The following is a 22,587-nucleotide window of genomic DNA, read 5'->3' as shown; positions in this document are numbered from 1 at the left end:
CGCACGATGGCCGACGACCCCATCGCGATCGTGGGGATGAGCTGCCGGTACCCGGGCGGCGTCACCGGACCGGACCGGCTGTGGGAGCTGGTCGGGCGCGGCGGCGAGGTCACCACCGGCTTCCCGGCCGACCGCGGCTGGCCGCTGGACCTCTACGACCCCGACCCGGAGCGCAAGGGGCACTGCTACGTCCGCGAGGGCGGCTTCCTGCACGACGCCGCCGCGTTCGACGCCGGGTTCTTCGGCATCACCCCGCGCGAGGCCCTGGCCATGGACCCCCAGCAGCGGTTGCTCCTGGAGCTGGCGTGGGAGGCGTTCGAGCACGCCCGCATCGCCCCCACCGCCGCCCGCGAGTCCGAGACCGGCGTGTTCATCGGCGCGAACAACGTCGACTACATCTCCCGGCTGGCCGCGATCCCCGAGCAGGCCGAGGGCCTGGTCGGCACCGGCGCGGTGCTCAGCGTCGCCTCCGGCCGCATCTCCTACACGCTGGGCCTGCGCGGCCCCGCGATCACCGTCGACACCGCCTGCTCGTCGTCGCTGGTCGCCATCCACCTCGCCGTGCGGGCGCTGCGCTCGGGGGAGTGCGACCAGGCGCTGGCGGGCGGGGCCACGATCATGGCGTCGACCGCGCCGCTCGTGGAGTTCAGCAGGCAGCGCGCGCTGGCCAGGGACGGCCGGTGCAAGCCGTTCGCCGACACCGCCGACGGCATGGCGATGTCCGAGGGCGGCGGGCTCCTGCTGCTGGAGCGCCTGTCGGACGCCCGGCGCAACGGCCACGAGGTGCTGGCGGTCATCCGGGGCACGGCGGTCAACTCCGACGGGGCCAGCAACGGCCTCTCCGCCCCCAACGGACCCGCCCAGCGGCGCGTCATCACCGCCGCGCTCGCCGACGCCGGACTGTCCATAGAGGACGTCGATGTCGTGGAGGCGCACGGGACCGGCACGGCGCTCGGCGACCCGATCGAGGCGCACGCGCTGCTGGCCACCTACGGGCAGCGCGAAGGCGCGCCGCTGCGGCTGGGCTCGGTCAAGGCCAACATCGGGCACACGCAGGCGGGCGCGGGCGTGGCGGGCGTCATCAAGATGGTGCAGGCGATGCGCCACGGCGTCCTCCCGCGCACCCTGCACGGCGACAACCCGTCCACCAAGGTCGACTGGGACGCCGGGAAGGTCGCCCTGCTCGCCGAGAACGAGCCGTGGGAGTCGGCCCGCCGCCGCGCGGGCGTGTCGTCCTTCGGGCTCAGCGGCACCAACGCGCACGTGATCCTGGAAGCGGTCGAGCCCGACCCGGTGCGCCAGCCAGCGCCGTGGACCGGGCCGCTCGCGCTGGCCGTGTCCGGGGCCACCGACGTCGCGCTGCGCGCGCAGGCGGCGCGGCTGCGCGCACGCCTCGCCGACGAGCCGGACCTCGCCTCGGCGGCCGTCGCCCTCGCGGGCACCCGCGCGCACCTGCGCAGCCGCGGGGTCGTCGTGGGCGGCGACCGCGCCGCGCTGCTGTCCGGTCTGGACGCCCTGGCCGACGGCGCGGACGCGCCCGGGGTGGTGCGGTCGGACGCGACCGCGACCGGCCCGGTGGTGTTCATGTTCGCCGGTCAGGGCGCGCAGTGGGCGGGCATGGCCGACGACCTCCTCGCCACGTCCCCGGCCTTCCGCGACCGCTTCCGGGAGTGCGCCGACGCGTTGGCGCCGTACATCGATCTGCACGCCGCCTTGTCCGAGTTGGATCGTCCCGATGCCGTCCAGTGCGTGCTCTGGGCCGTCTCGATGGGCCTGGCCGCGGTCTGGGAGTCGTGGGGCGTCGTGCCGGACGCCGTCATCGGCGCGAGCCAGGGCGAGGTCGCCGCCGCGTGCGTGGCGGGCGCGCTGACCCTGGTCGAGGGCGCGAGGATCACCGCGCTGCGCGGCCGGGCGATGGCCCGGGTCGCCACCGGCGGGCGCATGCTGACCGTCGCGCTCCGCAGGGACGACCTCGCCGCCCGCATCGCCCCCTACGGCGACCGCCTCTGCCTGGCCGCGACCAACGGCCCCACGGCCATGGTCGTGGCGGGCTATCCGGACGCCATCGACGAGCTGGCCGCCCGCTGCGCCGCCGACGGCGTGTGGTGCAGGCGCGTCGCCGCCGAGTTCGCCGCCCACTCCCACCACGTCGACCCGCTGCGCGAGGACCTGCTGCGCGACCTCGCCGACCTGCGGCCCCGCGCCTCGGCCGTCCCGTTCCACTCGACCGTGACCGGCCACCGGCTCGACACCACCGGGCTGGACGCGGAGTACTGGTGGCGCAACCTGCGCGAGCCCGTCGAGTTCGACGCCGCGCTGCGCGAGCTGCTCGCCGACGGCGGCAGCGTGTTCGTCGAGGTCGGCCCGCACCCGCTGCTGGCCTTCGGCGTGCGGGAGTCCATCGAGGAGGTGGGCGCCGACGCCGTCGTCGTCCCGACCATGACGCGCGGCGACGGCGGGCTCGACCGCGTGCTGACCGCGTTCGCCACCCTGCACGCCGCGGGCGCGGACGTCGACCTGACCCGCGCGCTTCCCGCCGCCACCGCCCCCGTCGACCTGCCCACCTACGCCTTCCATCGCACCCGCTACTGGCTGGAGCCCGACGCGGCGCCCGTGCCGGCGGACAACGCCGACTGGCGCTACCGCGTCGAGTGGCAGCCCGCGCCGGACGGGCCGCAGGGCACGCTCACCGGAACGTGGATGGTCGTCCTGCCCGCCGGGGACCCCATCGACCCCGAACCCCTGGTCCGCGCCCTGGCCGAGGCGGGCGCGCGGGTCGTCCTCGCGCAGGCGGACATCGGCGCCGCCATCGCCGCCCATCCCGACCTGGCGGGCATCGTCTCCCTGGCCGCCCTCGACGAACGGCCCCACCCGGACCACCCGGCCGTCCCGGTCGGCCTGGCCGCCACCCTGGACCTGGCGCGCACGCTCGCCGACGCGGACGTGTCCGTCCCGCTGCACCTGCTCACCCGGGGCGCGGTCGGCATCGGCGGCGCGCCGCCCACCGCACCCAAGCAGAACATGGTCTGGGGGCTGGGCCGGGTCATCGCCCTGGAGCACCCGCGCCGCTGGGGCGGGCTGATCGACCTGCCCGACCGGCTCACCCCCGACGCGCTGGCCGGGGTCGTCGCCCTGCTCGCCGACCCGGCCGAGGACCAGGCAGCGGTCCGGGCATCCGGCGTGCACGTGCGCAGGCTGGTGCGCGCGCCGCTGCCCGCCGCAGCGCCGCCGGGCTGGCGGCCGTCGCGGCCGGTGCTGGTGACCGGCGCGAGCGGCACGCTCGGCCCGCACATCGCCCGCTGGCTGGTCGGCCTCGGTGCGGACCACCTGGTGCTCACGAGCAGGCGCGGCGCGTCCGCCCCCGGCATGGCCGACCTGCGCGCCGAACTCGGCGCGGCCGGGGCCCGGCTCACCTTCGCCGCCTGCGACCTGGCCGACCGCGCCGACGTGACCGCGATGGTCGCGGGACTCAGGCGCGACGGGATCGAGGTCGGGTCGATCGTGCACGCCGCCGCCCTCATCGACCTGGCCCCGCTGACCGACACCGACACCGCCCGGCTCGCCGACTCGCTGGCCGCCAAGGTCGGCGGCCTCGACCACCTCACCGACCTGCTCGGCGACGGCCTGGACGCGTTCGTGCTGTTCTCGTCCATCGCGAGCGTCTGGGGCAGCGCCCACCACGGCGCGTATGCCGCCGCGAACGCCTACCTCGACGCCTTCGCCGAGGCGGGCCGCGCCCGCGGCCTCCCCACCACCGCCGTCGCCTGGGGCGTGTGGGGCGTGCTGGACCCGTACAACCCGAAGACGGTCGATCCGGAGATCCTGCGCCGCCAGGGCCTGCCGCACATGCAGCCCGAACCCGCCTTCGCCGCCCTCACCACGGCGGTGGCCCACCGGGAGACCTCGGTCGCCGTCGCCGCCGTCGACTGGTCCCGCTTCGCCCCCGTCTTCGCCTCGGCCGCCCCCCGCCCCCTGCTCGACGGCATCCCGGAAGCCCGCGCGAGCGCCGTCCCCCACACCCCCTCCGCCCGGCCCCGGCGAGACCGGGAAGCCTTGCTGGAGCTGGTGATCGGGGTTGTGGGTGCGGTCGTCGGCCAGCATCCGGGGGTGGTTGCTCCGCAGAAGTCATTCGCGGAGATGGGGCTGGATTCGTTGATGGCGGTGGAGATCCGCAATCGGTTGGCTGCGGAGACCGGCCTGGCGATGCCGGTGACCCTGGTCTACGACCACCCGACGCCCGCCAGGATCGCGGAGTTCCTGCACCGGGAGTCCGAGGAACCCGCGCGGCGGCGGGGCCGGGAGGGCCTGCTGGAGTTGGTGGTGGGTGTCGTGGGTGGGGTTGTGGGTCTGGATCCGGGGGCGGTCGCACCGCAGCGATCGTTTGCGGAGATGGGGCTCGATTCGTTGATGGCGGTGGAGATCCGCAATCGGCTGGCGGCCGAGACCGGCCTCACCATGCCGGTCACCCTGGTCTACGACCACCCGACCCCGGCCAAGCTGGCGGAGTTCCTGCACCGCGAGTCCGGCGCGCCCGAACCCGTCCGGGTCGTGCGGGCCGAGCGGGCGGCGGAGGACGCCGTGGCGATCGTGGGCATGGCGTGCCGCTATCCCGGCGGGGTGCGCGGCCCGGAGGACCTGTGGCGGCTGCTGGCCGACGGGGTCGACGCCGTCGGGGCGTTCCCCGGCGACCGCAACTGGGACCTGGACTCGCTGAACGGGCCCAGCGGCGGCGCGTTCCTCGACGGCGTCGCCGACTTCGACGCCGGGTTCTTCGGGATCTCGCCCGCCGAGGCGCTGGCCATGGACCCGCAGCAGCGGCTCCTGCTGGAGCTGTGCTGGGAGGCCGTCGAACGCTCGGGCACCGACCCGAGGACGCTGGCGGGCACCCGCACCGGCGTCTTCGCCGGGCTCCTGCAGGCCGACTACGGGCTCAAGGCCATCCACGACCTCGCCGCCCTCGACCTGCCCGACGGGGTGGCCGAGCTGCTGCCGCAGGGCAACGACATGGGCATCGCCTCCGGCCGCGTCGCGCACGCGCTCGGGGTCGAGGGACCCGCGCTCACCCTGGCCACCGGCTGCTCGTCCGGGCTGTACGCGCTGCACCTTGCCGCCCGCGCGCTGCTGACGGGGGAGTGCGACGCCGCGCTCGCGGGCGGGGTCGCGGTGATCCCGACCCCGGTCACCTTCAGCGGCCTCGGCGCGTCCCTCGGCCTGTCCCCGGACGGCCGCTGCCGCTCGTTCGCCGCCACCGCGGACGGGATGGGCCTGGCCGAGGGCGCCGGGGTGCTCCTGCTGCGCCGCCTCGCCGACGCCGAGGCCGACGGCGCCCCGATCCTGGCCGTGGTGCGCGGCAGCGCGGCCAACCACGTCGGCGCGAGCAACGGGCTCGCCGCCCCGAACGGACCCGCGCAGCAGCGCGTCATCGCCGACGCGCTGGCCGCCGCCGGGCTCACCGGCGCCGACGTCGACCTGGTCGAGGGCCACGGCACCGGCACGCCCCTGGGCGACGCCATCGAGATCCAGGCCGTGCACGCCACCTACGGCGCGGACCGGGCGGGCGGCAAGCCGGTGCTGCTGCGGTCGGTCAAGTCGCAGCTGGCGAACACCCAGAACGCCTCCGGCATCGCGGGCGTGATCGCCGCCGTCCTGGCGATGCGCCACGGCGTCGTCCCCGGCTCGGCCGAGCCGCCCACCGACGCCGTGACCTGGTCCGACACCGTCCGCCTGCTCCCCGGCGCCACGCTGTGGCCACACCGCGACCGGCCCCGCCGCGCGGCGGTGTCGTCCTTCGGGTTCAGCGGCACCAACGTCCACGTCGTGCTGGAACAGCCGCCACCGGCCACCCGGGACACCCCGGAGCGCGCGCCGCTGCCGTTCGTCGTCACCGGACGGACCCCGGAGGCGCTCACGGCCCACGCGCGGGCGCTGCTGGCCTTCCTCGACACCCACCACCTGCTGTCCCTGCCCGACACCGCGGCCACGCTCGCCCTCGGCCGCACCCACTTCGACCACCGCGCGGTCGTCGTCGCCGCCGACCGGGTCGAGCTGCGGGCCGGGCTGGCCGCGGTGGCGGCGGGGGCGACCGGCGTGCTCGGCGACCCCGCCGTGGCCGAGGCCGACTGGACCGGGCTGTTCGCCGGCCGGGGCCGGGTCGAACTGCCCACCACGCCGTTCGAGCGCTCCCGGTACTGGCTTTACGACCACGCCCGGCGCCCGCTGCCGAGCCGGACGTGACCCCCCACGTCCACACCGGACTAGAGTGTCGGAACAGCGACGCGACGACATTTCTTCGTCGTTTCCCGGACAGAATAGGGAATCCCGTGGTATAGGCATCCCCGCGCTGGTATAAGACGCGCTCAATCGTCAGCGCCGATATTCCCCCCGAATGGCGCAGGCCATGTTCTGAATTCACGGGCAGAATGGCCCCATGCGACTCCCAGGATCCGCGGCTTAGGCAGCGGTTTGTCAGTGGCGTTCACCCAGGACCGCGATCGCGCGCACCGGCTGTGCGCGATCGTGGAACAGCGCGCGGGCCGCTACGCCGACGATGTCGAGGAGGCCATCAACAACGGCACGCTGGCGGGCCGGGAGAGTGAGCTGCTGGACACTTTCGAGCAGCACACGTCGAGCATCCTCGACCGGCTCGCCTCCAGCCGCTGGCCCAAGTCCCACGAGCTGGTCTTCAAGGAGCTCTACGACCGCAAGCCCGACCACCTCGCCAGCGAGTGCCGCCGCACCCTGCTGGTCGCCCTGCTCGCCGCCGAGGTCGAGTTCCACGGCCCGCTGAAGCTGACCCAGGCGCAGAACTCCGACCTCGCCGCGATCCTGGAGGAGCTGGGCGCGGAGTGCCTGGTCGAGAAGCTGCACCTGCACGCGGCGGAGGCGTTCGACCGCGCTGCCGAGATCCACCTGCTGACCAGGGACAACATCGCCCGCGACCGCTGCCTCTACCGGCGCAATCTGGCCCGCCAGCGCATCGAGCGCTCGGCAGGGCGCAGGGCGCTGCTCTGGATCTCCTGGCTGACCTGCGGCTACGGGTACAAGCCCTACCGGCTGCTGTTGTGGGTGCTCATCCAACTGGTCGTCTTCGGCATCACCCTGGTCGTCGTCGCCCGGGACCAGAGTCCGCTCACCAGCCTGCACATGGTGCTCACGAACTACCTCAACCCGGCGGGCGGCGGCGACACGAACGGGCTGCCCGCCGCGGCCAAGAGCCTGCTGCTGACCGAGAGCTACGTGGGCGCCCTGTCGCTCAACATCTTCTTCGCGCTGCTGGTGCGGCGGTGGTTCCGCTAATGCCGGGCTTCCTGCAGGGCCGAGAGCGTCCGCATGGACACCTGGTCGCGCATCCACGCCACCTGCCGGTCCCACGACTCGGTGAACCCCGGCGTCGTCTCCAGCTCCTGCCACAGCGGCCGCAGCGCCAGGTCCACGTGCGCCCCCGGCATCCACAGCCGGACCAGCAGGCTCAACGCGGCGTTGAGCACGCCCATCGGGTCGGCGCCGATGGCCATGTCCCGCTCCGCCTGCCCGACCACGTTGCCCAGCGCGGTGTAGAGCCAGTCGTGCAGCGCCAGGTCCTCGCAGAACCGGGCCGCCTCGCCCAGCAGGTCCGGCGGCACGACCACCTGCAGCGTGCGCTGGACCTCGTCGTCGATGTGCAGCCGCACCGACGGCCGCTCGTCCTCGCGCGCGACCGCAGTCCAGCGCAGGCTCGTCGGCCGGGTGCGCAGCCCGGTGCGGTGGTCCAGCTGCGGGCGGCCCTGCACCTGCGTCAGCAGCCGCTGGCACACCGCGCCGAGGTCCATCGTGTCGGCCTGCCTGCCCGGCCGGTGGTAGCCCGCGAGCACCTGCTCGGCCGTCACCCCGCCGAGCACCTCCACCACCCCGCGCCTGCGCGCGTAGTGAGCCCACGGCTTGCGCTCGCGGTCCGCCGTCCACTCCAGACGGACCCGCGCGGACGCCTGCGCGACGAGGCCGCCGACGACCACCGCGTGCGCGGCGACCGTGCCGATCCCGCGGGCGCGGACACGGGGCTCGCTGGCGATCGCGCAGTCCACGCCGATCACCGTCTCCGGCGACACCGTCCGGTTGATCGGGCGGTCGGTGGCCGTCACCTGCCTGCCCGGCCGCAGCGACAGCAGGTCGGCGACCGCGTCGCGGGGCAGCGGGAGGGAGTTGTGCAGCAGGCTCGTGCGCACCTCGCCCAGGATCACCACGCCCGCTCCGCCCGGGACTCGGCGGGCTCGATGAAGACGTGCGCCACCCGGTCGGTGAGCTGGGCGGGCAGCCGCAGGCCCTCGGCCTCGGCCCGCCGCGCGGTCTGCGCCACGACGGCGTCGTCGAGGTCGAGGTGGTCGAGGATGACGGTGACCGCGTGCTCGATCTTCAGGTACGTCTTGGGCAGGATCGACGCCGTGCGGTACGCCGAGAACGGCTGCGGCCGCTCGCTGAGCTGCACGACCGCGGGCAGGTCGCGCCAGTGCCTCGGCCAGCTGCCCGACCACGGCTGCGGCTGGGCAACCGGCTCGCCCGCGTACCGCAGCTGGCCCAGCCGCACGAGCTGCCAGACCGCGGCCAGGAACGGGCAGGACCACTTGCGCTCCACCCGGCGCACGCCGTCGACGGTGACCGTCTGGTCCTTCCACAGCTCCACGTCGAGGAAGATCGAGTGGTTGCGCTTGCCGAACTCCTCCGCCGGCGCCCACGCGACCGCGGGCATCATCGCCTGGCGGCCGGTGTTGTCCGGCGAGCGCTCGCCGTTGCACAGCCAGCCGGAGTCCTGCACGGGCGGGCGCGACCCCGTCGTGCCCACCGGCGGTTCGGGCAGCAGCATCGCCGCGGTGACCTCGGCCAGCGGCACCCGCTCGGCCTCGTGGCAGCCCGCCTCGCGCGCCAGGTAGTCGATCTGGATGCCGCACTCGGCGGCGATGTCCAGCAGCTGCGGCACGATGACGGACGGGTCGGTGTCGGGGCGGAAGTAGTCGTCGATGAGGAAGCAGGTGCTGATCCTCGGCTTGACCCCGCCCAGCTCGACGGCCTGCGCCTGGCGGACCGCCGTCAGCCAGGGCGCCACCCTGCGGAACTGCGTGCGGATGCGCTCCTCGCCGCCGAGCAGGTCCTCCATGTAGAGGTGGCCCACCTCGACCGACAGGTGCGACAGCGCCACCTGGCGCGGCTCCGGCTTGGCCGTGGCCTCGGTGTAGACGGGCGTGTCCAGGCTGCTCACGCCGCCTCCCCGACAGGGCGGACCCGCTCGCCCCCAGCGCCGTGCGGACCCGGGGGCGCTGTGCCCGGCGGTCCGCTCGCGAGCTCGCTCACATGCCCTCCCACACCGCGTCGTCGGACAGCCGGGCGGCCAACTCGCGGAACGCCTCCACCGTCGCGTGGTTGGCGATCTTGGTGGACACGTCGGAGTCGGAGATCAGCTGCTCGCGGTATTGCAGGACCGGTTCGACCGGGGTCATGCCCAACACTCGGCTCTTGCCCAGCCGCTTGTCAACGGCTAGTTTGCGCAGCTCCTCGTCGTAGGTGAACAGCCAGGTCGCCTGCGCGGCTGTCTGCCCGGGATTGTGCTCCTTGAGGTTGGGCACGGCGATCCGGACGAACCGGATGGCGTCGCGCAGCGCCTCGGGGTCGTGGCCCGCGCTCGCCCCGATCTCGACGATGCCGCGCTCGCCGTAGACCAGGCCGTGGGCGGCGACGATGTGCTGGCGCGTCCAGCGGTGGAACACCAGCCAGCGGGTGGTGATCGCGCGCATCATCGGCTGGGCGGTGGCGGCGAGCACCATCTCCAGCGCGGTCGAGCGGCCCGCGCTCAGGTCGACCACGCAGACCGAGTACTCCTGGTCGAGCCGGGTCAGCAGCTCGGCGCAGCGGGTGGTGGCCGTGTCCGAGATGGCGAACTCGGCCCCGCCCATCTCGCCGGGGTAGAACGACAGCCTGCCCGCGCGGACGTTGGCCCCGCGCAGGTCCGCGCGGTCGGTGGCGTGCCAGACGTCGAGGTGGCGCGGGTCGGTGATGCCGTCGGTGAAGTAGGTGTGCAGGCCGTCGCGCTCGATCCCGCGCTCGGCCCTCGGGATGTCGAAGATCGCGCCCGCCGTCGGCGAGCCGAAGTCGAAGTCCAGGTAGGCCACGTCATCGCGCTGGGCGAGGTGGAAGGCGATGTTGCAGCTGGTCACCGACCGGCCGGTGCCGCCCTTGTCCGACGAGGCGAAGACCAGCACTACGCACTCCTCGCCGCGTTGTCCCTGGCCACCGCCAGCTCGTCGAGGCCGCGCAGGGTCTCGAGCGCCAGCGCGTTGGCCGTCGCGGGCCGCTCGATGAGGATGTCGGCCGCCCGGTTCAGCTTGGTCTCGATCTCGGCCAGGCGCACGCTGCGCGCTGAGGTGTCGTCGATGTCGGAGTCGAGCAGCAGCCGGTTGAGCAGCTGTTCGGCCTCGTGCAGGACCTCCTCTGCCCGGGCGCGCATGCCGGGGCTGCGCAGCGGCTCGGCCTCGAACGTGCGGGCCGCGGTGATCAGCGCCTCGATCACCCGTTCGGTGAGGTACCAGGACGGTTCCTTCTCCGCTGGCCGGGTCTCGTGCGGGAACAGCGGCGTCGGGTCGTCCCACAGGCCCGCGGCGTCGCCGCTCTCCAGCCGCCGGGCCATCAGGTGGTCCAGGGTGGCCTTGGCCAGGCGCATCAGCCGGTCGCGGGAGTCGCGGTTGCCGGAGAGGGCCGCCGCCTGCAGGCACCGCTTCATCAGCAGCGGGGCGAAGTCGCGGGCGTACCAGTACAGCTGCGGGCCCAGTTCGGCCGAGCCGCCCAGCCGCATCCGCACGCCGGGCACGTGCATCTCCACCGACGGGTCGTCCTGGGTGACGCGCCGGGTGATGCGGCCGCGCTGGGCCAGCGACTCGAACACGACCACCGCGCGGTTGAGGTCGTCGTCGGTGGCCTGGCGGGTCTCCAGGTCCTGCACCAGCACCGCGGAGACCAGCAGCGAGTAGTAGTCGGACTCGTCGCCGTCCGAGGTGCGCCAGGGGATGTCCTCCAGCGGCCACACCTCGCCGAAGCGGGCGATCGTGGACCAGTACCGCTGCGTCAGGTCGAACCGGATGCGCAGCGCCTCGGTGAGCCGCCGCTGCTCGTCGTCGAGCAGGTTGAGCTCCAGCGTGCGCTGCGAGCGGAGGTCGTTGATGCCGTCGAGGGCAAGCACCGTCGAGTAGAGGTACGGGCGGGCCTCGGCCACGCCCGCGACCGTGCAGATGGAGGGCTGCTCGTCGAAGGCGCACTTGTCGAGGTCGAGGTCGACCGCGGTCGCGTTCGACACGATGCCCCAGCCCCAGCCGATCTCGAAGAGCCTGCTCTCCTCCTCGAGGTCGCCGTCGACGGTCACGCCGGTGCGGACGTCCTCGAGCAGCCGGTTGCGGACGCGCTGGAGCCGGTCGCGCAGCCGGGAGACGACGATCTGGTCGGGGTCGTCGCGCTGGTTGACCATGGCGAGCATGGCCGCGCGGACGGGCCGGTCGGCCTCCTCGATGCCGACGGTGTTGACCACGAACGAGCGCAGCATGCCGACGAGCGCCGCCGTCAGCCGCTTGCTCAGCTCGGTCTGCAGGACGCCGATCTTGGCCACGAGCGCGGGCCTGCGCGATGGCGGCTTGTAGAGCCGGAGGAAGCCGAGCGCGGCCAGGCAGAGCGAGACCGACATCGAGTAGGACTCGACCAGGCCGAGCCGCAGCTGCTCCTCCGAGGGCTCGGGGCCGTCGGTGACCAGGTAGCCGCGGCCGCCGAAGTGCGGCTCGCCGTCGACGGTGTTGCGCCGCAGGTAGTCCTCGATGACCTCGATGACCCGGTACGGGATCGTGCGCGGGTCGCCGAAGCGCTCCAGGGCCTTGGTGGCGTCCTCGGCGATGATGTCGGGCTGGTCCAGCGCCAGCGCCGGGACCTCGGTCGCCGGGTAGAGCAGGCACAGCAGCTGCTCGGCGTCGCTGATGGAATTGGACTCGTCCCGGCCGCGCCATTCCCAGGAGCCGTTCTGGAACGACGACCGGATAACCGACCGCCAGATATCGAGGATCTGTCGTCTCGGTTGGATTCTCATAGCGGCCACCCTGGAACGAGAAGACGCGAGGAAAACGGCTGCTGATCACCGCGGCGCGGCGGAGCGAACCGTACCATGGTCATCTGACCTCCTTCGCGTGGGCCGGACGATGTTCACCAACGGATGAATCGCGGGCGGCGGGCACCCCCGAAGCGCGACCGCACGCGACAATCATCCCGGTGTAGCCCGCGCGCAGACTCGTGCCGTTCGCCTCGACCCGGCTGATGGCGACATCGGTGGCCCGACCGGCCAGACAACGGTCGACATCGGCGCCGTCGACGGCGACAGCGGGAAACCAGACCCCGCCGACCTCGAATCCGACCGAATTCTCCATGCACGCGATCGCGAAAGGCGCGCCCGGCCGCAGCACGGCCAGAAAACCCCGCACCGCGTCGGCGAATTCCGCGCGCTCGGCGGTGATGGACTCGGCGACGAAGAACATGGTGCCCATGTCCCACGTGCCCGCGGCGGGGTCGAGCGCGAACACGCTGCCCTCGGCGATCTCCACCCGCTCGGCGAGGAGCCTGCGCGGGTGCCCGCCGAGCCGGGCGTACGGGTCGCGCTCGCGCAGCAGCGCCCAGAAGCCGGACCACACCGGGTCCCACGACGGCCACTCGGCGGCGTTCTGCTCGGTCAGCCACTCCAGGTTCGACTTGGCGTACTCGTAGAGCGTGATGGACTCGCAGAACGGCAGCATCGACAGCGCGGGATAGAGGTTCGCCCCGGTGCCCACGTCGATGCCGCGCAGGCCGCCGCGCCGGTCCGGCGGGCGCCCGGCGTCGCCGAGGAAGTCGCGGACGAGTTCGAGCACCTGCCGGTCCTCGACGCGGACATGGGCGTAGTTGCGCGCGAGGTAGTCGCGGGGGTCGAACCGGTACCAGGGCGCGTCGGCGTTGCGCTGTCCTTTTCCTGCCACCTTGCCCCCTTGTTCCCCGAATGCGGCGAAATCCGCCGGTGTGCTCCCAACATCATCGGGGTAGGGGTGCACGCCTGGCGATCGCCGAGATGGCCCAATGTCGCGCTGAGTAGTAGTTGCTACTCCATGTTTCGCCTCCTCCGCCGGCGGTAACTCGATAAACCATGGAGCGGAACGTGCTGGTGGTCCGGTCGGACAGCGACGGAGACGTGCTGACCGCAGGCCCTGCGGTGCGCGCGGCCGCCGCGAGCGCCCGGGTCACCCTGCTGTGCGGCCCCTCGGGGGAGCGCGCGGCCCGGATGTTGCCCGGCGTAGCCGAGGTGTCCGTGTGGGACTGCCCGTGGATCGCCGCGGACCCGCCGCCGGTCGTCGAGTCCGAGGTCGGCGCGCTGGTGGCCTGGATGCGGGCGGGCCGCTTCGACGCGGCGCTGCTGCTGACGTCGTTCCACCAGTCGCCGCTGCCGATGGCGCTGCTGGCGCGGCTGGCCGGTGTGCGGTTCATCGCCGCGGTCTCCGAGGACTACCCCGGGTCGCTGCTGGACGTGCGGCTGCGCCCGGGGTCCGATGTGGAGGAACTGGTTCCCGAGCCCGAACGCGCGCTCGCCGTCGCCGAGGCGGCGGGGTTCACGCTGCCGCCGGGGGATGACGGCAGGCTACGGGTGTGCGGCGTCGAGGAGGCCGCCGACCTGCCGAGGCCGTATGTCGTGGTCCACCCGGGTGCTTCCGCGCCCGCGCGCGCCTGGTCGCCGCACCGCTGCGCCGAGGCCGTCGCCGCGCTGGCCGAGCGCGGGCACCGGGTGGTGGTGACCGGCGGGCCGGACGAACGCGCGCTCACCGCGCGCGTCGCCGGGGCGCACGGGATCGACCTGGGCGGGCGCACGAGCTTCCCCCGGCTGGCCGGGGTGCTGGCGGGCGCGGACGCCGTGGTGGTCGGCAACACCGGTCCCGCGCACCTGGCCGCGGCGGTCGGCACGCCCGTGGTCTCGCTGTTCTCGCCGGTCGTGCCCGCCGCGAAGTGGGCGCCGTACCGGGCGGAGGTCGTCCTGCTGGGCGATCAGCACGCCGCGTGCGCGGGCACGCGGGCCAAGGAATGCCCCATCCCGGGGCATCCGTGTCTGGACGGGGTGAGTGTGGAGGAAGTGGTGTCCGTGGTGGACGAACTGGTGGGAGTGCGGGCATGAGGGTGCTGATCTGGCACGTGCACGGCGGCTGGATGGACGCGTTCGTCCGGGGCAGGCACGAGTACCTGCTGCCGGTCGCGCCCGGCGGCGGCGCCTACGGGCTGGGCCGCGCTGGCCGCGACTGGCCGGTGTCGGTGCGCGAGGTGCCCTACGCGGAGCTGGCCGACGAGTCCATCGACGTCGTCGTGCTCCAGCGGCCCGAGGAGGAGCAGCTGACGCGCGGGCTGACCGGGCGCGTGCCCGGCCACGACCTCCCGGCGGTGTTCCTGGAGCACAACACCCCGCCCGCGCCGAACACCCGGCACCGCATGGCCGACCGGCCGGACCTGCCGCTGGTGCACGTGACCCACTTCAACGACCTGATGTGGGACTGCGGCACGACCCCGACGACCGTCGTCGAGCACGGCGTGCCCGACCCGGGGCACCTGTTCACCGGCGAACTGGCCGCCGCCGCCGTCGTGTTGAACGAGCCCGTGCGCCGCGGCCGGGTGACCGGCACCGACCTGCTGCCGCGCTTCGCCGAGGCGGGCAGGCTCGACGTGTTCGGCATGGGGCTGGAGCGGCTTCCGGAGACCGTCGGCCTCGACAGCGACGCGCTGCGCACCATCGGCGACCTGCCGACCGCGCGGCTGCACGCCGAACTCGCCCGCCGCCGGGTCTACCTGCACGTCACGCGGTGGACGTCGCTGGGGCTCTCCCTGCTCGAAGCCATGCACGCCGGGCTCCCACCGGTGGTGCTGGGCACGACCGAGGCGGCGCGGGCCGTCCCGCCGGGCGTCGGCGTCGTGTCCACTCGGGTCGCCGACCTGGTCGAGGCCGCCGCGAAGCTGCTCGGCGACCGCGTCCTGGCCGCCGACACCGGGGCCAGGGCCCGTGAGCACGCGCTCACCCACTACGGCCTCGGCCCGTTCCTGGAGACCTGGGACGGCGTGCTGGCGCATGCCGCCGCTGGAACCGGAGGTGCAGCATGAGGATCGCTATGGTGTCCGAGCACGCCAACCCGCTTGCCGCGCTCGGCGGAGTGGACGCGGGCGGGCAGAACCTGCACGTGGCCGAGCTGTCGGCGGCGCTGGCGCGCCGGGGGCACGACGTCACCGTCTACACGCGACGCGACGACCCCGACAGCCCGGAGGAGGTCGCGACCAGCGCCGGGTACCACGTCGTGCACGTGCCCGCCGGTCCGGCGAGGCCGGTGCCCAAGGACGATCTGCTGCCGCACATGGGCGAATTCGCCCGGTACCTGCGCGACCGGTGGACCAGGCAGCCGCCGGACGTGGCGCACGGCCACTTCTGGATGTCCGGGCTCGCCACCGTCGTGGCCGCCGACGGGCTGGACATGGCGTCCGTGCAGACCTTCCACGCGCTGGGCGTGGTGAAGAAGCGCCACCAGGGCCGGGCCGACACCAGCCCGCCGGAGCGGGTCCGCATCGAGCGGATGGTCGGCACCCGCGTCGACCGCGTCGCCGCCACCTGCTCCGACGAGGTGTTCGAGCTGGTGCGCATGGGCGTGCCCCGGGAGCGGATCTCGGTCGTGCCGTGCGGCGTGGACCTGGGCAGGTTCACCCCGGACGGGCCGACAGCCGCGCGCGGCCGCCGGTTCCGCGTGGTCAGCGTCGGCAGGCTCGTGCCGCGCAAGGGGTACGCCACGCTGGTGCGCGCGCTGCCGTCGGTGCCCGACACCGAGCTGGTGATCGCGGGCGGCTCCGGCCGCACCGACGACCCGGAGGCCCGCGCGCTGCTGGAGCTGGCGACGTCGCTGGGCGTCGCCGACCGGGTCCACCTGGTGGGCCAGGTCTCGCGCGCCGACATGCCCGCGCTGCTGCGCTCGGCCGACGTCGTGGCGTGCGTGCCGTGGTACGAGCCGTTCGGCATCGTGCCGCTCGAGGCGATGGCCTGCGGCGTCCCCGTCGTCGCCGCCGCGGTCGGCGGGCTGACCGACACCGTGGTCGACGGCGTCACCGGCGTGCACGTGCCGCCGCGCGACCCGAGGGCGCTGGCCGCCCGGCTGCGCGAGCTGCTGCCGGACGACCTGCGCCGCACCATGCTCGGCGTCGCGGGCGCCGACCGGGCGCACGCCCGGTACGGCTGGGACCGGATCGCCGCCGACACCGAACGCGTCTACGAGCGCTGCGCCCGCCCGTCCGGGGCGGCCGTCCGCGAGGCCGTGGGGGAGAACCGATGATCGACGACCGCATCGACGAGATCGCCAGCGCCCTGACGTTCGTGCGCGGCCAGACCGACCTGCTCACCCGCTGGGGCCGCGAGCTGGCCGACCGGCTGGCCGCGGGAGGCAGGCTGCTGGCCGCGGGCAACGGCGGCTCGGCCGCCGAGGCCCAGCACCTCACCGCGGAGCTGGTGGGCCGCTTCGACCGCGACCGCCGCCCGTTCTCGGCGCTGGCGCTGCACGCGGACACCTCCAGCCTGACCGCGATCGGCAACGACTACGGCTACGCCGAGGTGTTCGCCCGCCAGGTCGAGGCGCACGCCCGTCCCGGCGACGTGCTGGTGCTGCTGTCGACCAGCGGCCGCAGCGAGAACCTGCGCCGGGCCGCGCTGGCGGGCGTGCGGGCCGGGACGACCGTGTGGGCGATGACCGGGCCGCCGCCGAACCCGCTGGCCACGGTCGCCGACGAGGCCGTCTGCGTGCCCGGGTGCACCGCGACCATCCAGGAGATGCACCTGGTGCTGGTGCACCTGCTGTGCGCGGCGTTCGAGCAGGCGCTCGCGGTGCCGCTGCCGCGGAGGGCGGTGCGGGCGTCATGAGGCCGAGGCTCGTCGTCGTGGGCGACTCGCTGCTCGATGTCGACATCACCGGCGCGGTGTCCCGGGTCTGCCCGGACGCCCCGGTCCCGGTGGTGGACGTGGCCGGGGAGACCGACCGCGCGGGCGGGGCCGCGCTGGCGGCCACGCTGGCCGCCGGGGACGGCGCGTCCGTCCGCCTGGTCACCGCGATCGCCGACGACGCCGACGGCGACCGGCTGCGCGCGGCGCTCGCTGGCGTCGACGTCGTGGCGGGCGTCGCGGCGAGCACGCCGGTCAAGGCGCGCGTGCGCTGCGCGGGGCAGTCCCTGCTGCGGCTCGACCGCGGCGGCGACGGGCCGCCAGCGCGCGCCACCGACGAGATGCTCGACGCGGTGCGCGACGCCGACGCCGTGCTCGTGTCCGACTACGGCCGCGGTCTCGCCGCCTGCGAGCGGCTGCGCGCGGTCCTCGCCGAGGTGGACGTGCCGGTCGTCTGGGACCCGCACCCGCGCGGGCCGGAGCCGGTCCCCGGGATCACGCTGGCCACCCCGAACCTCGCCGAGGCGACGGCGTTCGCGGGCACCGGCGACCCGGAGGCCGCCCGGCTGCTGCGGGACCGCTGGCGGGCCAGCGCGGTCGCGGTCACCACCGGGGCCAGGGGCGCGCTGCTGGACCGGGGCAACGGCGTCGAGCCGGTGCCCGCGGCCGCCGTCGACGCTGCCGACACCTGCGGCGCGGGCGACCGCTTCGCCGCGGCCGCCGCCGACGCGCTGATGCGCGGCGCCGACACCTACGCCGCCGTGGAGGCCGCCGTGGCCGCCGCGAGCCGTTTCCTGGCCGAGGGCGGGCTCTCGGCGAGCAGGCCGGAGCCGACGCCGGAGGCGCTCATCGCGGCCGTGCGGGCGCGCGGCGGCACCGTCGTCGCCACGGGCGGCTGCTTCGACCTGGTCCACGCCGGACACGCCCGGACGCTGGCCGCCGCCCGCGCGCTGGGCGACTGCCTGATCGTGTGCCTCAACTCCGACGAGTCGGTGCGCAGGCTGAAGGGCCCGCGCAGGCCGATCATGGGCGAGGCCGACCGCGCGGCGCTGCTGCGGGCGCTGGCCTGCGTGGACGCCGTCGTCGTCTTCGGCGAGGACGACCCGCGCCGGGTGCTGGCCCGGCTGCGGCCCGACATCTGGGTCAAGGGCGGCGACTACGACCCCGACGACCTGCCGGAGGCGGACCTGGTGCGCGGCTGGGGCGGCCGCGTCGTGACCACCCCGCTGCTGCCCGGCCGCTCCACCACCCGGCTCGCGGGCGCGCTCGCCGAGGCGGGCTAGCGAGGAGATCTCCCGCGACAGCGGGACAAGAAGGGAGATGACGTGACAGCCAATCCTGGCCGTGTGCTGATAAGCGGCGGGGCGTCCGGACTGGGGGCCGCGATCGCCGAGGCGGTGGCCGCCCACGGCGGAATCCCGCTGGTGCTCGACAAACAGGCCCCGTCCGGCCCAGCCGAGTACCGCACGGTCGACGTCACCGACAGCGCCGAGACCGAGCGCGCCGTCGCCGAACTGGCAGCCGACGGGCTCGACGCCGTCGTCACCGCCGCGGGCACCGACGCCTGCGGCGCGCTGGACCAGGTGTCCACCGCGGACTGGGAGCGGGTCGTCAGGGTCAACCTGATCGGCACCGCCGCCGTCGTCCGCGCCGCGCTGCCCGCGCTGAAGCGCTCGCACGGCCGCGTGGTCACCGTCGCGTCCACCTTGGGCATCCGGCCCGCGGGCGACGCGACCGCCTACTGCGCCTCCAAGTTCGGCGTCGTCGGGTTCACCCGGGCGCTGGCGATGGAGACCGCGGGGGAGGTGGGGGTCACCCTGCTGATCCCCGGCGGCATGCAGACGCACTTCTTCGACGACCGCCCCGACCAGTACAAGCCGGGCGCGGACGCCGTGCTCAACCGGCCGCAGGACGTCGCGGCCAGCGTGCTGCACGCGCTCTCCGCGCCGCGCGGCTGCGAGATCCGCGAACTGGTCGTCTGCCCGGACCGGGAGCCGTCATGGCCGTGACCGAGCTGATGCCGCACACGGAGCCGTACCAGGTCGTCGACCGGGCCGAGCGCGCGTTCCCGGCGTGGGCGGCCACGGTCCCGGCCGAGCGCGGCGCGCGGCTGCACCGGGCGGCCGACGCGATGGCGGCCCGCCTGGACGACCTCGCCGAGGCCAACCACGCCGACACCGGCAGGCCGAGGGACGAGGCGCGGGCGTCGGTGGAGGCGGGCATCGGCACGCTGCGCCAGTACGCCGAACTCGGCCCGCTGCACCGCGGCCGGGCGCTGCAGGGCGGCTGGAACGCCACCGACCTGATGATCCCGCAGCCGCGCGGCGTCGTGGTGGCGCTGACGCCGTGGAACGACCCGGTCCCGGTGGCCTGCGGGCTGCTGGGGGCCGCTCTCGTCACCGGCAACACCGCCGTGCACAAGCCGAGCGAGCGCGCGTGCCGGACCGGCGCGCTGCTCGCCGAACTGCTGGCCGAGGCGCTGCCGGAGGACGTCGTGCAGACGGTGTTCGGTGCGGGCGAGGTCGGCGCGGCGCTCGCTGCCAATCCGCACGTCGCCGTCGTCGCGCACGTCGGCAGCACGCACACCGGCCGGTCCATCGCGATGGCGGCCGCGGCGACGGGCGCCAAGGCGCTGCTGGAGAACGGCGGCAACGACGCCGCCATCGTGGACTGCGACGTCGACCCGGCGTGGGCGGCGGCGCAGGTCGCGCTCGGGGCGTACGCCAACGGCGGTCAGGTCTGCACGTCGGTGGAGCGCGTGTTCGTCCACCAGGACGTCGCGGCGCCGTTCCTGGACGCGCTGGTCAAGGAGGCCGAGCGGTGGAACGACACGCTCTGCCCGCTGGTCGACGCCAACCACCGCGCCGGGGTGCACCGCCAGGTGACCGACGCGGTCTCCGCGGGCGCCACGCTGGCCACCGGCGGCACGCTCCCGTCCGGCGCGGGCTCCTGGTACCCGGCGACCGTGCTGACCGACTGCACGCCGGTGATGTCGGTCATGACCGAGGAGACCTTCGGGCCGGTGGCCCCCGTGATGGTCGTGCCGGACTTCGCCGAGGGCCTTGCCCTGGCCGCCGAGGACCGGCATGGGCTGGCCGCCAGCGTGTTCACCGCGGACATGGCCAACGCGCAGCGCGCATGGCGCACGCTGGACGTCGGCACGGTCAAGGTCAACGCCGTCTTCGGCGGCGCGCCCGGCGGGGCGGCCCAGCCCCGGCGGCTCAGCGGCACCGGCTTCGGCTACGGGCCCGAACTGCTCGACGAGATGACCACCACCAAGGTCGTCCACCTCAGCCCGCCCGGGGGAGCGCCGTGACCACCCACGCCATCACCGCCGACCTGCCGCGCAGGCTGGCCGCGCGCAAACCGAGGATCGCCGTCATCGGCGACGCCATCCTCGACGTCTGGCTGGAGGGCGACGCCGGCAGGCTCTGCCGCGAGGCCCCCGCCCCGGTCGTGTCCGTCCACACCAGACACGCCGCGGCGGGCGGCGCGGCCAACACCGCCGTGAACCTCGCCGCGCTGGGCGCGGAGACCACGCTGGTCGGCGCGGTCGGGCCGGACCAGGCGGGCGCGGAGCTGCGCGACCTGCTCGACGCGGCGGGCGTGGACACCCACCACCTCGTGGTCGGTCCGCAGACCGTGGTCAAGCACCGGGTCCTGGCCGCCGACCACCTCATGGTGCGCTACGACGAGGGCGAGGTCGGCGAGCACGACGCGACGACCTGCCAGGCCATCGCCGAGAGCGCCGCGCACGCGGTCGCCGACGCCGACGCGGTGGTGCTCTGCGACTACGGCCTCGGCGTCTGCGGGTCCGTGCTGGCCCGCTTCCTGGACAAGCACCGCGACGCCTTCCCGCTGCTCGTCGTCGACGCCCACGAACCCGCGCGCTGGGCCGCGATCCGGCCGGACCTCGTCACCCCCAACGCCGCGGAGGCCGAGGGCCTGCTCGGCGAGCCGCTGCCCGCGGAGGACCGCGTGCGCGCGGTGATCGAGCTGGGCGAGCGGCTGCGCGCGGCGGCCGGGGCGAAGGCCGTGGTGGTCACCCTCGACCGCGAGGGCTCGGTGCTGGTCGACGACGGCCCCGGCCACCGCACCTGGGCCGAGCCCGCGCCGGAGAGCCAGGCCGCGGGCGCGGGCGACACGTTCTGCGCCGCGCTCACCGTCGCCGCGGCGGCGGGCCTGCCGCTGTCCACGGCGGCCGAGCTCGCCCAGACCGCGGCCGACATCGTGGTCCACCGCCCCGGCACGTCGGTCTGCACGACCGAGGACCTGGCAGCGCGCCTCGGCGCGCACCAGGGCGCCGCGGTCGCCGCAGCGGAGCTGGCCGACCTGGTGCGCGCGCACCGGGCGCAGGGGCGCAGGGTCGTGTTCACCAACGGCTGCTTCGACGTGCTGCACCGCGGCCACATCGCCTACCTCAACCAGGCCCGCCGTCTCGGCGACGTGCTGGTCGTCGCGGTCAACGGCGACGCGAGCGTGCGCAGGCTCAAAGGCGACGGCAGGCCGGTGAACCCCGCGGCTGACCGGGCCGAGGTGCTGGCCGCGCTCAGCTGCGTCGACCACGTCACCGTGTTCGACGAGGACAGCCCGGCCGGGCTGATCCGATCGCTGCGGCCGGATTGCTACGTCAAGGGCGGCGACTACACCGAGTCGATGCTCGACGAGGCCGCCGTGGTGCGCGAGTGCGGCGGCGATGTGCGCATCGTGGACTACGTGCCCGACCAGTCGACCAGCGCGGTCATCGACCGGATCGTCAGCCAGGCGGGCCGATGAGCGGGCTCGACGTCCTGGTCCCGACCTGCGACCGGCCTGTCGAACTGGCCACCACCCTCGCCGGGCTCGCCGCCCAGGACGCGGAGTTCGGGGTGGTCGTCAGCGACCAGTCCACCGGGGACCCCGGCTGGGACACCCCGTCGGCCAGGGCGATGGCCGCGGTGCTGCGCGAGCGCGGCTGCCCGGTCCGGTTCCTGCGCCACGTGCCGCGCCGCGGCGTCGCCGAGCACCGGGCGTTCCTGCTCGACCAGAGCCGCGCGCGGTACGTGCTGTTCCTCGACGACGACGTGTGGCTCGCGCCGGGCACGGTGACGCGGCTGCGCACCGCCATCGAGACCCTGGGCTGCGGCCTGGTCGGCGCCGCGGTGCAGGGACTGTCCTATCTGGACGACGTGCGGCCGGACGAGTTGGCGCCGTACGAGGAGTGGACCGGGGCGCCCGAGCCCGAGCGCATCGAGCCGGGAAGCCCGGGCTGGCGGCGGTGGACGCTGCACAACGCGGCCAACCCCGCGCACCTGGCGCGTGGGCTCGGACTGCGGCCGGGGGAGTGGCGGGCGTACAAGATCGCCTGGGTGGGCGGCTGCGTGCTGTTCGACCGGGCGGAGCTGCTCGCCTCCGGAGGGTTCGGGTTCTGGCGCGATCTGCCCCCGCGGCACTGCGGCGAGGACGTCGTGGCCCAGTGGCGGGTCATGGCGCGGGCGGGCGGGGCCGGGATCCTGCCGAGCGGCGCGGTGCACCTTGAGTCGCCGACCACCATCCCCGATCGGGAGAACGAGGCGCGCGACTGCGTACACGTGTACCGGAACGGGTGACGGGGTACGTCGCACCTGATGCCTACCCCTGGA

Annotated in this window: 16 protein-coding genes; 11 read left to right on the top strand and 5 right to left on the bottom strand. The window is 74.7% G+C overall.

The window, feature by feature from the left end:
- Nucleotides 1–6: 6 nt before the first annotated feature.
- Entirely contained in the window at nt 7–6,234 is a 6,228-nt protein-coding gene (locus IEY98_RS12890) for a type I polyketide synthase (protein ID WP_189210658.1), read from the top strand.
- 234 nt (nt 6,235–6,468) lie between these two features.
- Nucleotides 6,469–7,296, top strand: coding sequence for a hypothetical protein (locus IEY98_RS12885; RefSeq protein WP_189210657.1), 828 nt, complete (start codon nt 6,469–6,471; stop codon nt 7,294–7,296).
- Here the strand turns inward: IEY98_RS12885 and IEY98_RS12880 are convergent.
- From IEY98_RS12880 to IEY98_RS12860, 5 genes are all read right to left on the bottom strand, one after another.
- Entirely contained in the window at nt 7,293–8,219 is a 927-nt protein-coding gene (locus tag IEY98_RS12880; RefSeq protein WP_189210656.1) for an SCO2521 family protein, read from the bottom strand. The genes IEY98_RS12885 and IEY98_RS12880 overlap by 4 nt on opposite strands.
- The gene (locus IEY98_RS12875; RefSeq protein ID WP_229786870.1) at nt 8,213–9,229 is read right to left on the bottom strand and encodes an SCO2522 family protein; all 1,017 of its coding nucleotides are present in this window, start codon (nt 9,227–9,229) and stop codon (nt 8,213–8,215) included. The genes IEY98_RS12880 and IEY98_RS12875 overlap by 7 nt, the downstream gene beginning before the upstream one ends.
- 88 nt (nt 9,230–9,317) lie before the next feature.
- Nucleotides 9,318–10,226, bottom strand: a complete 909-nt coding sequence (locus IEY98_RS12870; protein ID WP_189210655.1) for an SCO2523 family variant P-loop protein — start codon at nt 10,224–10,226, stop codon at nt 9,318–9,320.
- Nucleotides 10,226–12,088 carry an SCO2524 family protein gene (locus IEY98_RS12865; RefSeq protein ID WP_189210654.1) on the bottom strand — a complete coding sequence of 621 codons (1,863 nt, stop codon included), beginning with the start codon at nt 12,086–12,088 and terminating at the stop codon, nt 10,226–10,228. Before IEY98_RS12865 ends, IEY98_RS12870 begins: the two co-directional genes overlap by 1 nt.
- A gap of 79 nt (nt 12,089–12,167) precedes the next feature.
- Nucleotides 12,168–13,004, bottom strand: a complete 837-nt coding sequence (locus IEY98_RS12860; RefSeq protein ID WP_189210653.1) for an SCO2525 family SAM-dependent methyltransferase — start codon at nt 13,002–13,004, stop codon at nt 12,168–12,170.
- A gap of 164 nt (nt 13,005–13,168) precedes the next feature.
- Between IEY98_RS12860 and IEY98_RS12855 the strand changes: the two genes are divergently transcribed.
- From IEY98_RS12855 to IEY98_RS12815, 9 genes are read left to right on the top strand one after another with little or no spacing between them, the layout of a single operon-like run.
- Complete coding sequence (locus tag IEY98_RS12855) at nt 13,169–14,185, top strand: glycosyltransferase family 9 protein (protein ID WP_189210652.1); 1,017 nt, start codon at nt 13,169–13,171, stop codon at nt 14,183–14,185.
- The gene (locus IEY98_RS12850) at nt 14,182–15,156 is read left to right on the top strand and encodes a glycosyltransferase (protein WP_189210651.1); all 975 of its coding nucleotides are present in this window, start codon (nt 14,182–14,184) and stop codon (nt 15,154–15,156) included. Before IEY98_RS12855 ends, IEY98_RS12850 begins: the two co-directional genes overlap by 4 nt.
- Nucleotides 15,153–16,367, top strand: a complete 1,215-nt coding sequence (locus tag IEY98_RS12845) for a glycosyltransferase (RefSeq protein ID WP_189210650.1) — start codon at nt 15,153–15,155, stop codon at nt 16,365–16,367. Before IEY98_RS12850 ends, IEY98_RS12845 begins: the two co-directional genes overlap by 4 nt.
- Nucleotides 16,364–16,948: a D-sedoheptulose-7-phosphate isomerase gene (locus tag IEY98_RS12840; protein WP_189210649.1), complete on the top strand. Its 585-nt coding sequence runs from the start codon at nt 16,364–16,366 to the stop codon at nt 16,946–16,948. The genes IEY98_RS12845 and IEY98_RS12840 overlap by 4 nt, the downstream gene beginning before the upstream one ends.
- Nucleotides 16,945–18,249: a PfkB family carbohydrate kinase gene (locus tag IEY98_RS12835; RefSeq protein ID WP_189210648.1), complete on the top strand. Its 1,305-nt coding sequence runs from the start codon at nt 16,945–16,947 to the stop codon at nt 18,247–18,249. Before IEY98_RS12840 ends, IEY98_RS12835 begins: the two co-directional genes overlap by 4 nt.
- 42 nt (nt 18,250–18,291) lie before the next feature.
- Nucleotides 18,292–18,975: an SDR family oxidoreductase gene (locus IEY98_RS12830; RefSeq protein ID WP_189210647.1), complete on the top strand. Its 684-nt coding sequence runs from the start codon at nt 18,292–18,294 to the stop codon at nt 18,973–18,975.
- Complete coding sequence (locus tag IEY98_RS12825; RefSeq protein WP_189210646.1) at nt 18,966–20,282, top strand: aldehyde dehydrogenase family protein; 1,317 nt, start codon at nt 18,966–18,968, stop codon at nt 20,280–20,282. Before IEY98_RS12830 ends, IEY98_RS12825 begins: the two co-directional genes overlap by 10 nt.
- Nucleotides 20,279–21,742, top strand: a complete 1,464-nt coding sequence (rfaE2, locus tag IEY98_RS12820; RefSeq protein ID WP_229786869.1) for a D-glycero-beta-D-manno-heptose 1-phosphate adenylyltransferase — start codon at nt 20,279–20,281, stop codon at nt 21,740–21,742. The genes IEY98_RS12825 and rfaE2 overlap by 4 nt, the downstream gene beginning before the upstream one ends.
- Nucleotides 21,739–22,554, top strand: coding sequence for a glycosyltransferase family 2 protein (locus IEY98_RS12815; protein WP_189210645.1), 816 nt, complete (start codon nt 21,739–21,741; stop codon nt 22,552–22,554). Before rfaE2 ends, IEY98_RS12815 begins: the two co-directional genes overlap by 4 nt.
- The last annotated feature ends 33 nt before the right edge of the window (nt 22,555–22,587 follow it).

This window comes from Actinokineospora fastidiosa (assembly GCF_014648415.1).
GTDB classification, from domain to species: Bacteria; Actinomycetota; Actinomycetes; order Mycobacteriales; family Pseudonocardiaceae; genus Actinokineospora; species Actinokineospora fastidiosa.
Note: the sequence above shows the minus strand (reverse complement) of the source record. Positions and strands in the feature narration are given on the sequence as shown.

Excerpts from the sequence above, each read along its gene's own strand:
- IEY98_RS12890 (WP_189210658.1), top strand. The coding sequence starts at position 7 with ATGGCCGACGACCCCATCGCGATCGTGGGGATGAGCTGCCGGTACCCG.
- IEY98_RS12865 (WP_189210654.1), bottom strand. The coding sequence starts at position 12,088 with ATGAGAATCCAACCGAGACGACAGATCCTCGATATCTGGCGGTCGGTT.
- IEY98_RS12855 (WP_189210652.1), top strand. The coding sequence starts at position 13,169 with ATGGAGCGGAACGTGCTGGTGGTCCGGTCGGACAGCGACGGAGACGTG.
- IEY98_RS12850 (WP_189210651.1), top strand. The coding sequence starts at position 14,182 with ATGAGGGTGCTGATCTGGCACGTGCACGGCGGCTGGATGGACGCGTTC.
- IEY98_RS12845 (WP_189210650.1), top strand. The coding sequence starts at position 15,153 with ATGAGGATCGCTATGGTGTCCGAGCACGCCAACCCGCTTGCCGCGCTC.
- IEY98_RS12840 (WP_189210649.1), top strand. The coding sequence starts at position 16,364 with ATGATCGACGACCGCATCGACGAGATCGCCAGCGCCCTGACGTTCGTG.
- IEY98_RS12835 (WP_189210648.1), top strand. The coding sequence starts at position 16,945 with ATGAGGCCGAGGCTCGTCGTCGTGGGCGACTCGCTGCTCGATGTCGAC.
- IEY98_RS12825 (WP_189210646.1), top strand. The coding sequence starts at position 18,966 with ATGGCCGTGACCGAGCTGATGCCGCACACGGAGCCGTACCAGGTCGTC.
- IEY98_RS12815 (WP_189210645.1), top strand. The coding sequence starts at position 21,739 with ATGAGCGGGCTCGACGTCCTGGTCCCGACCTGCGACCGGCCTGTCGAA.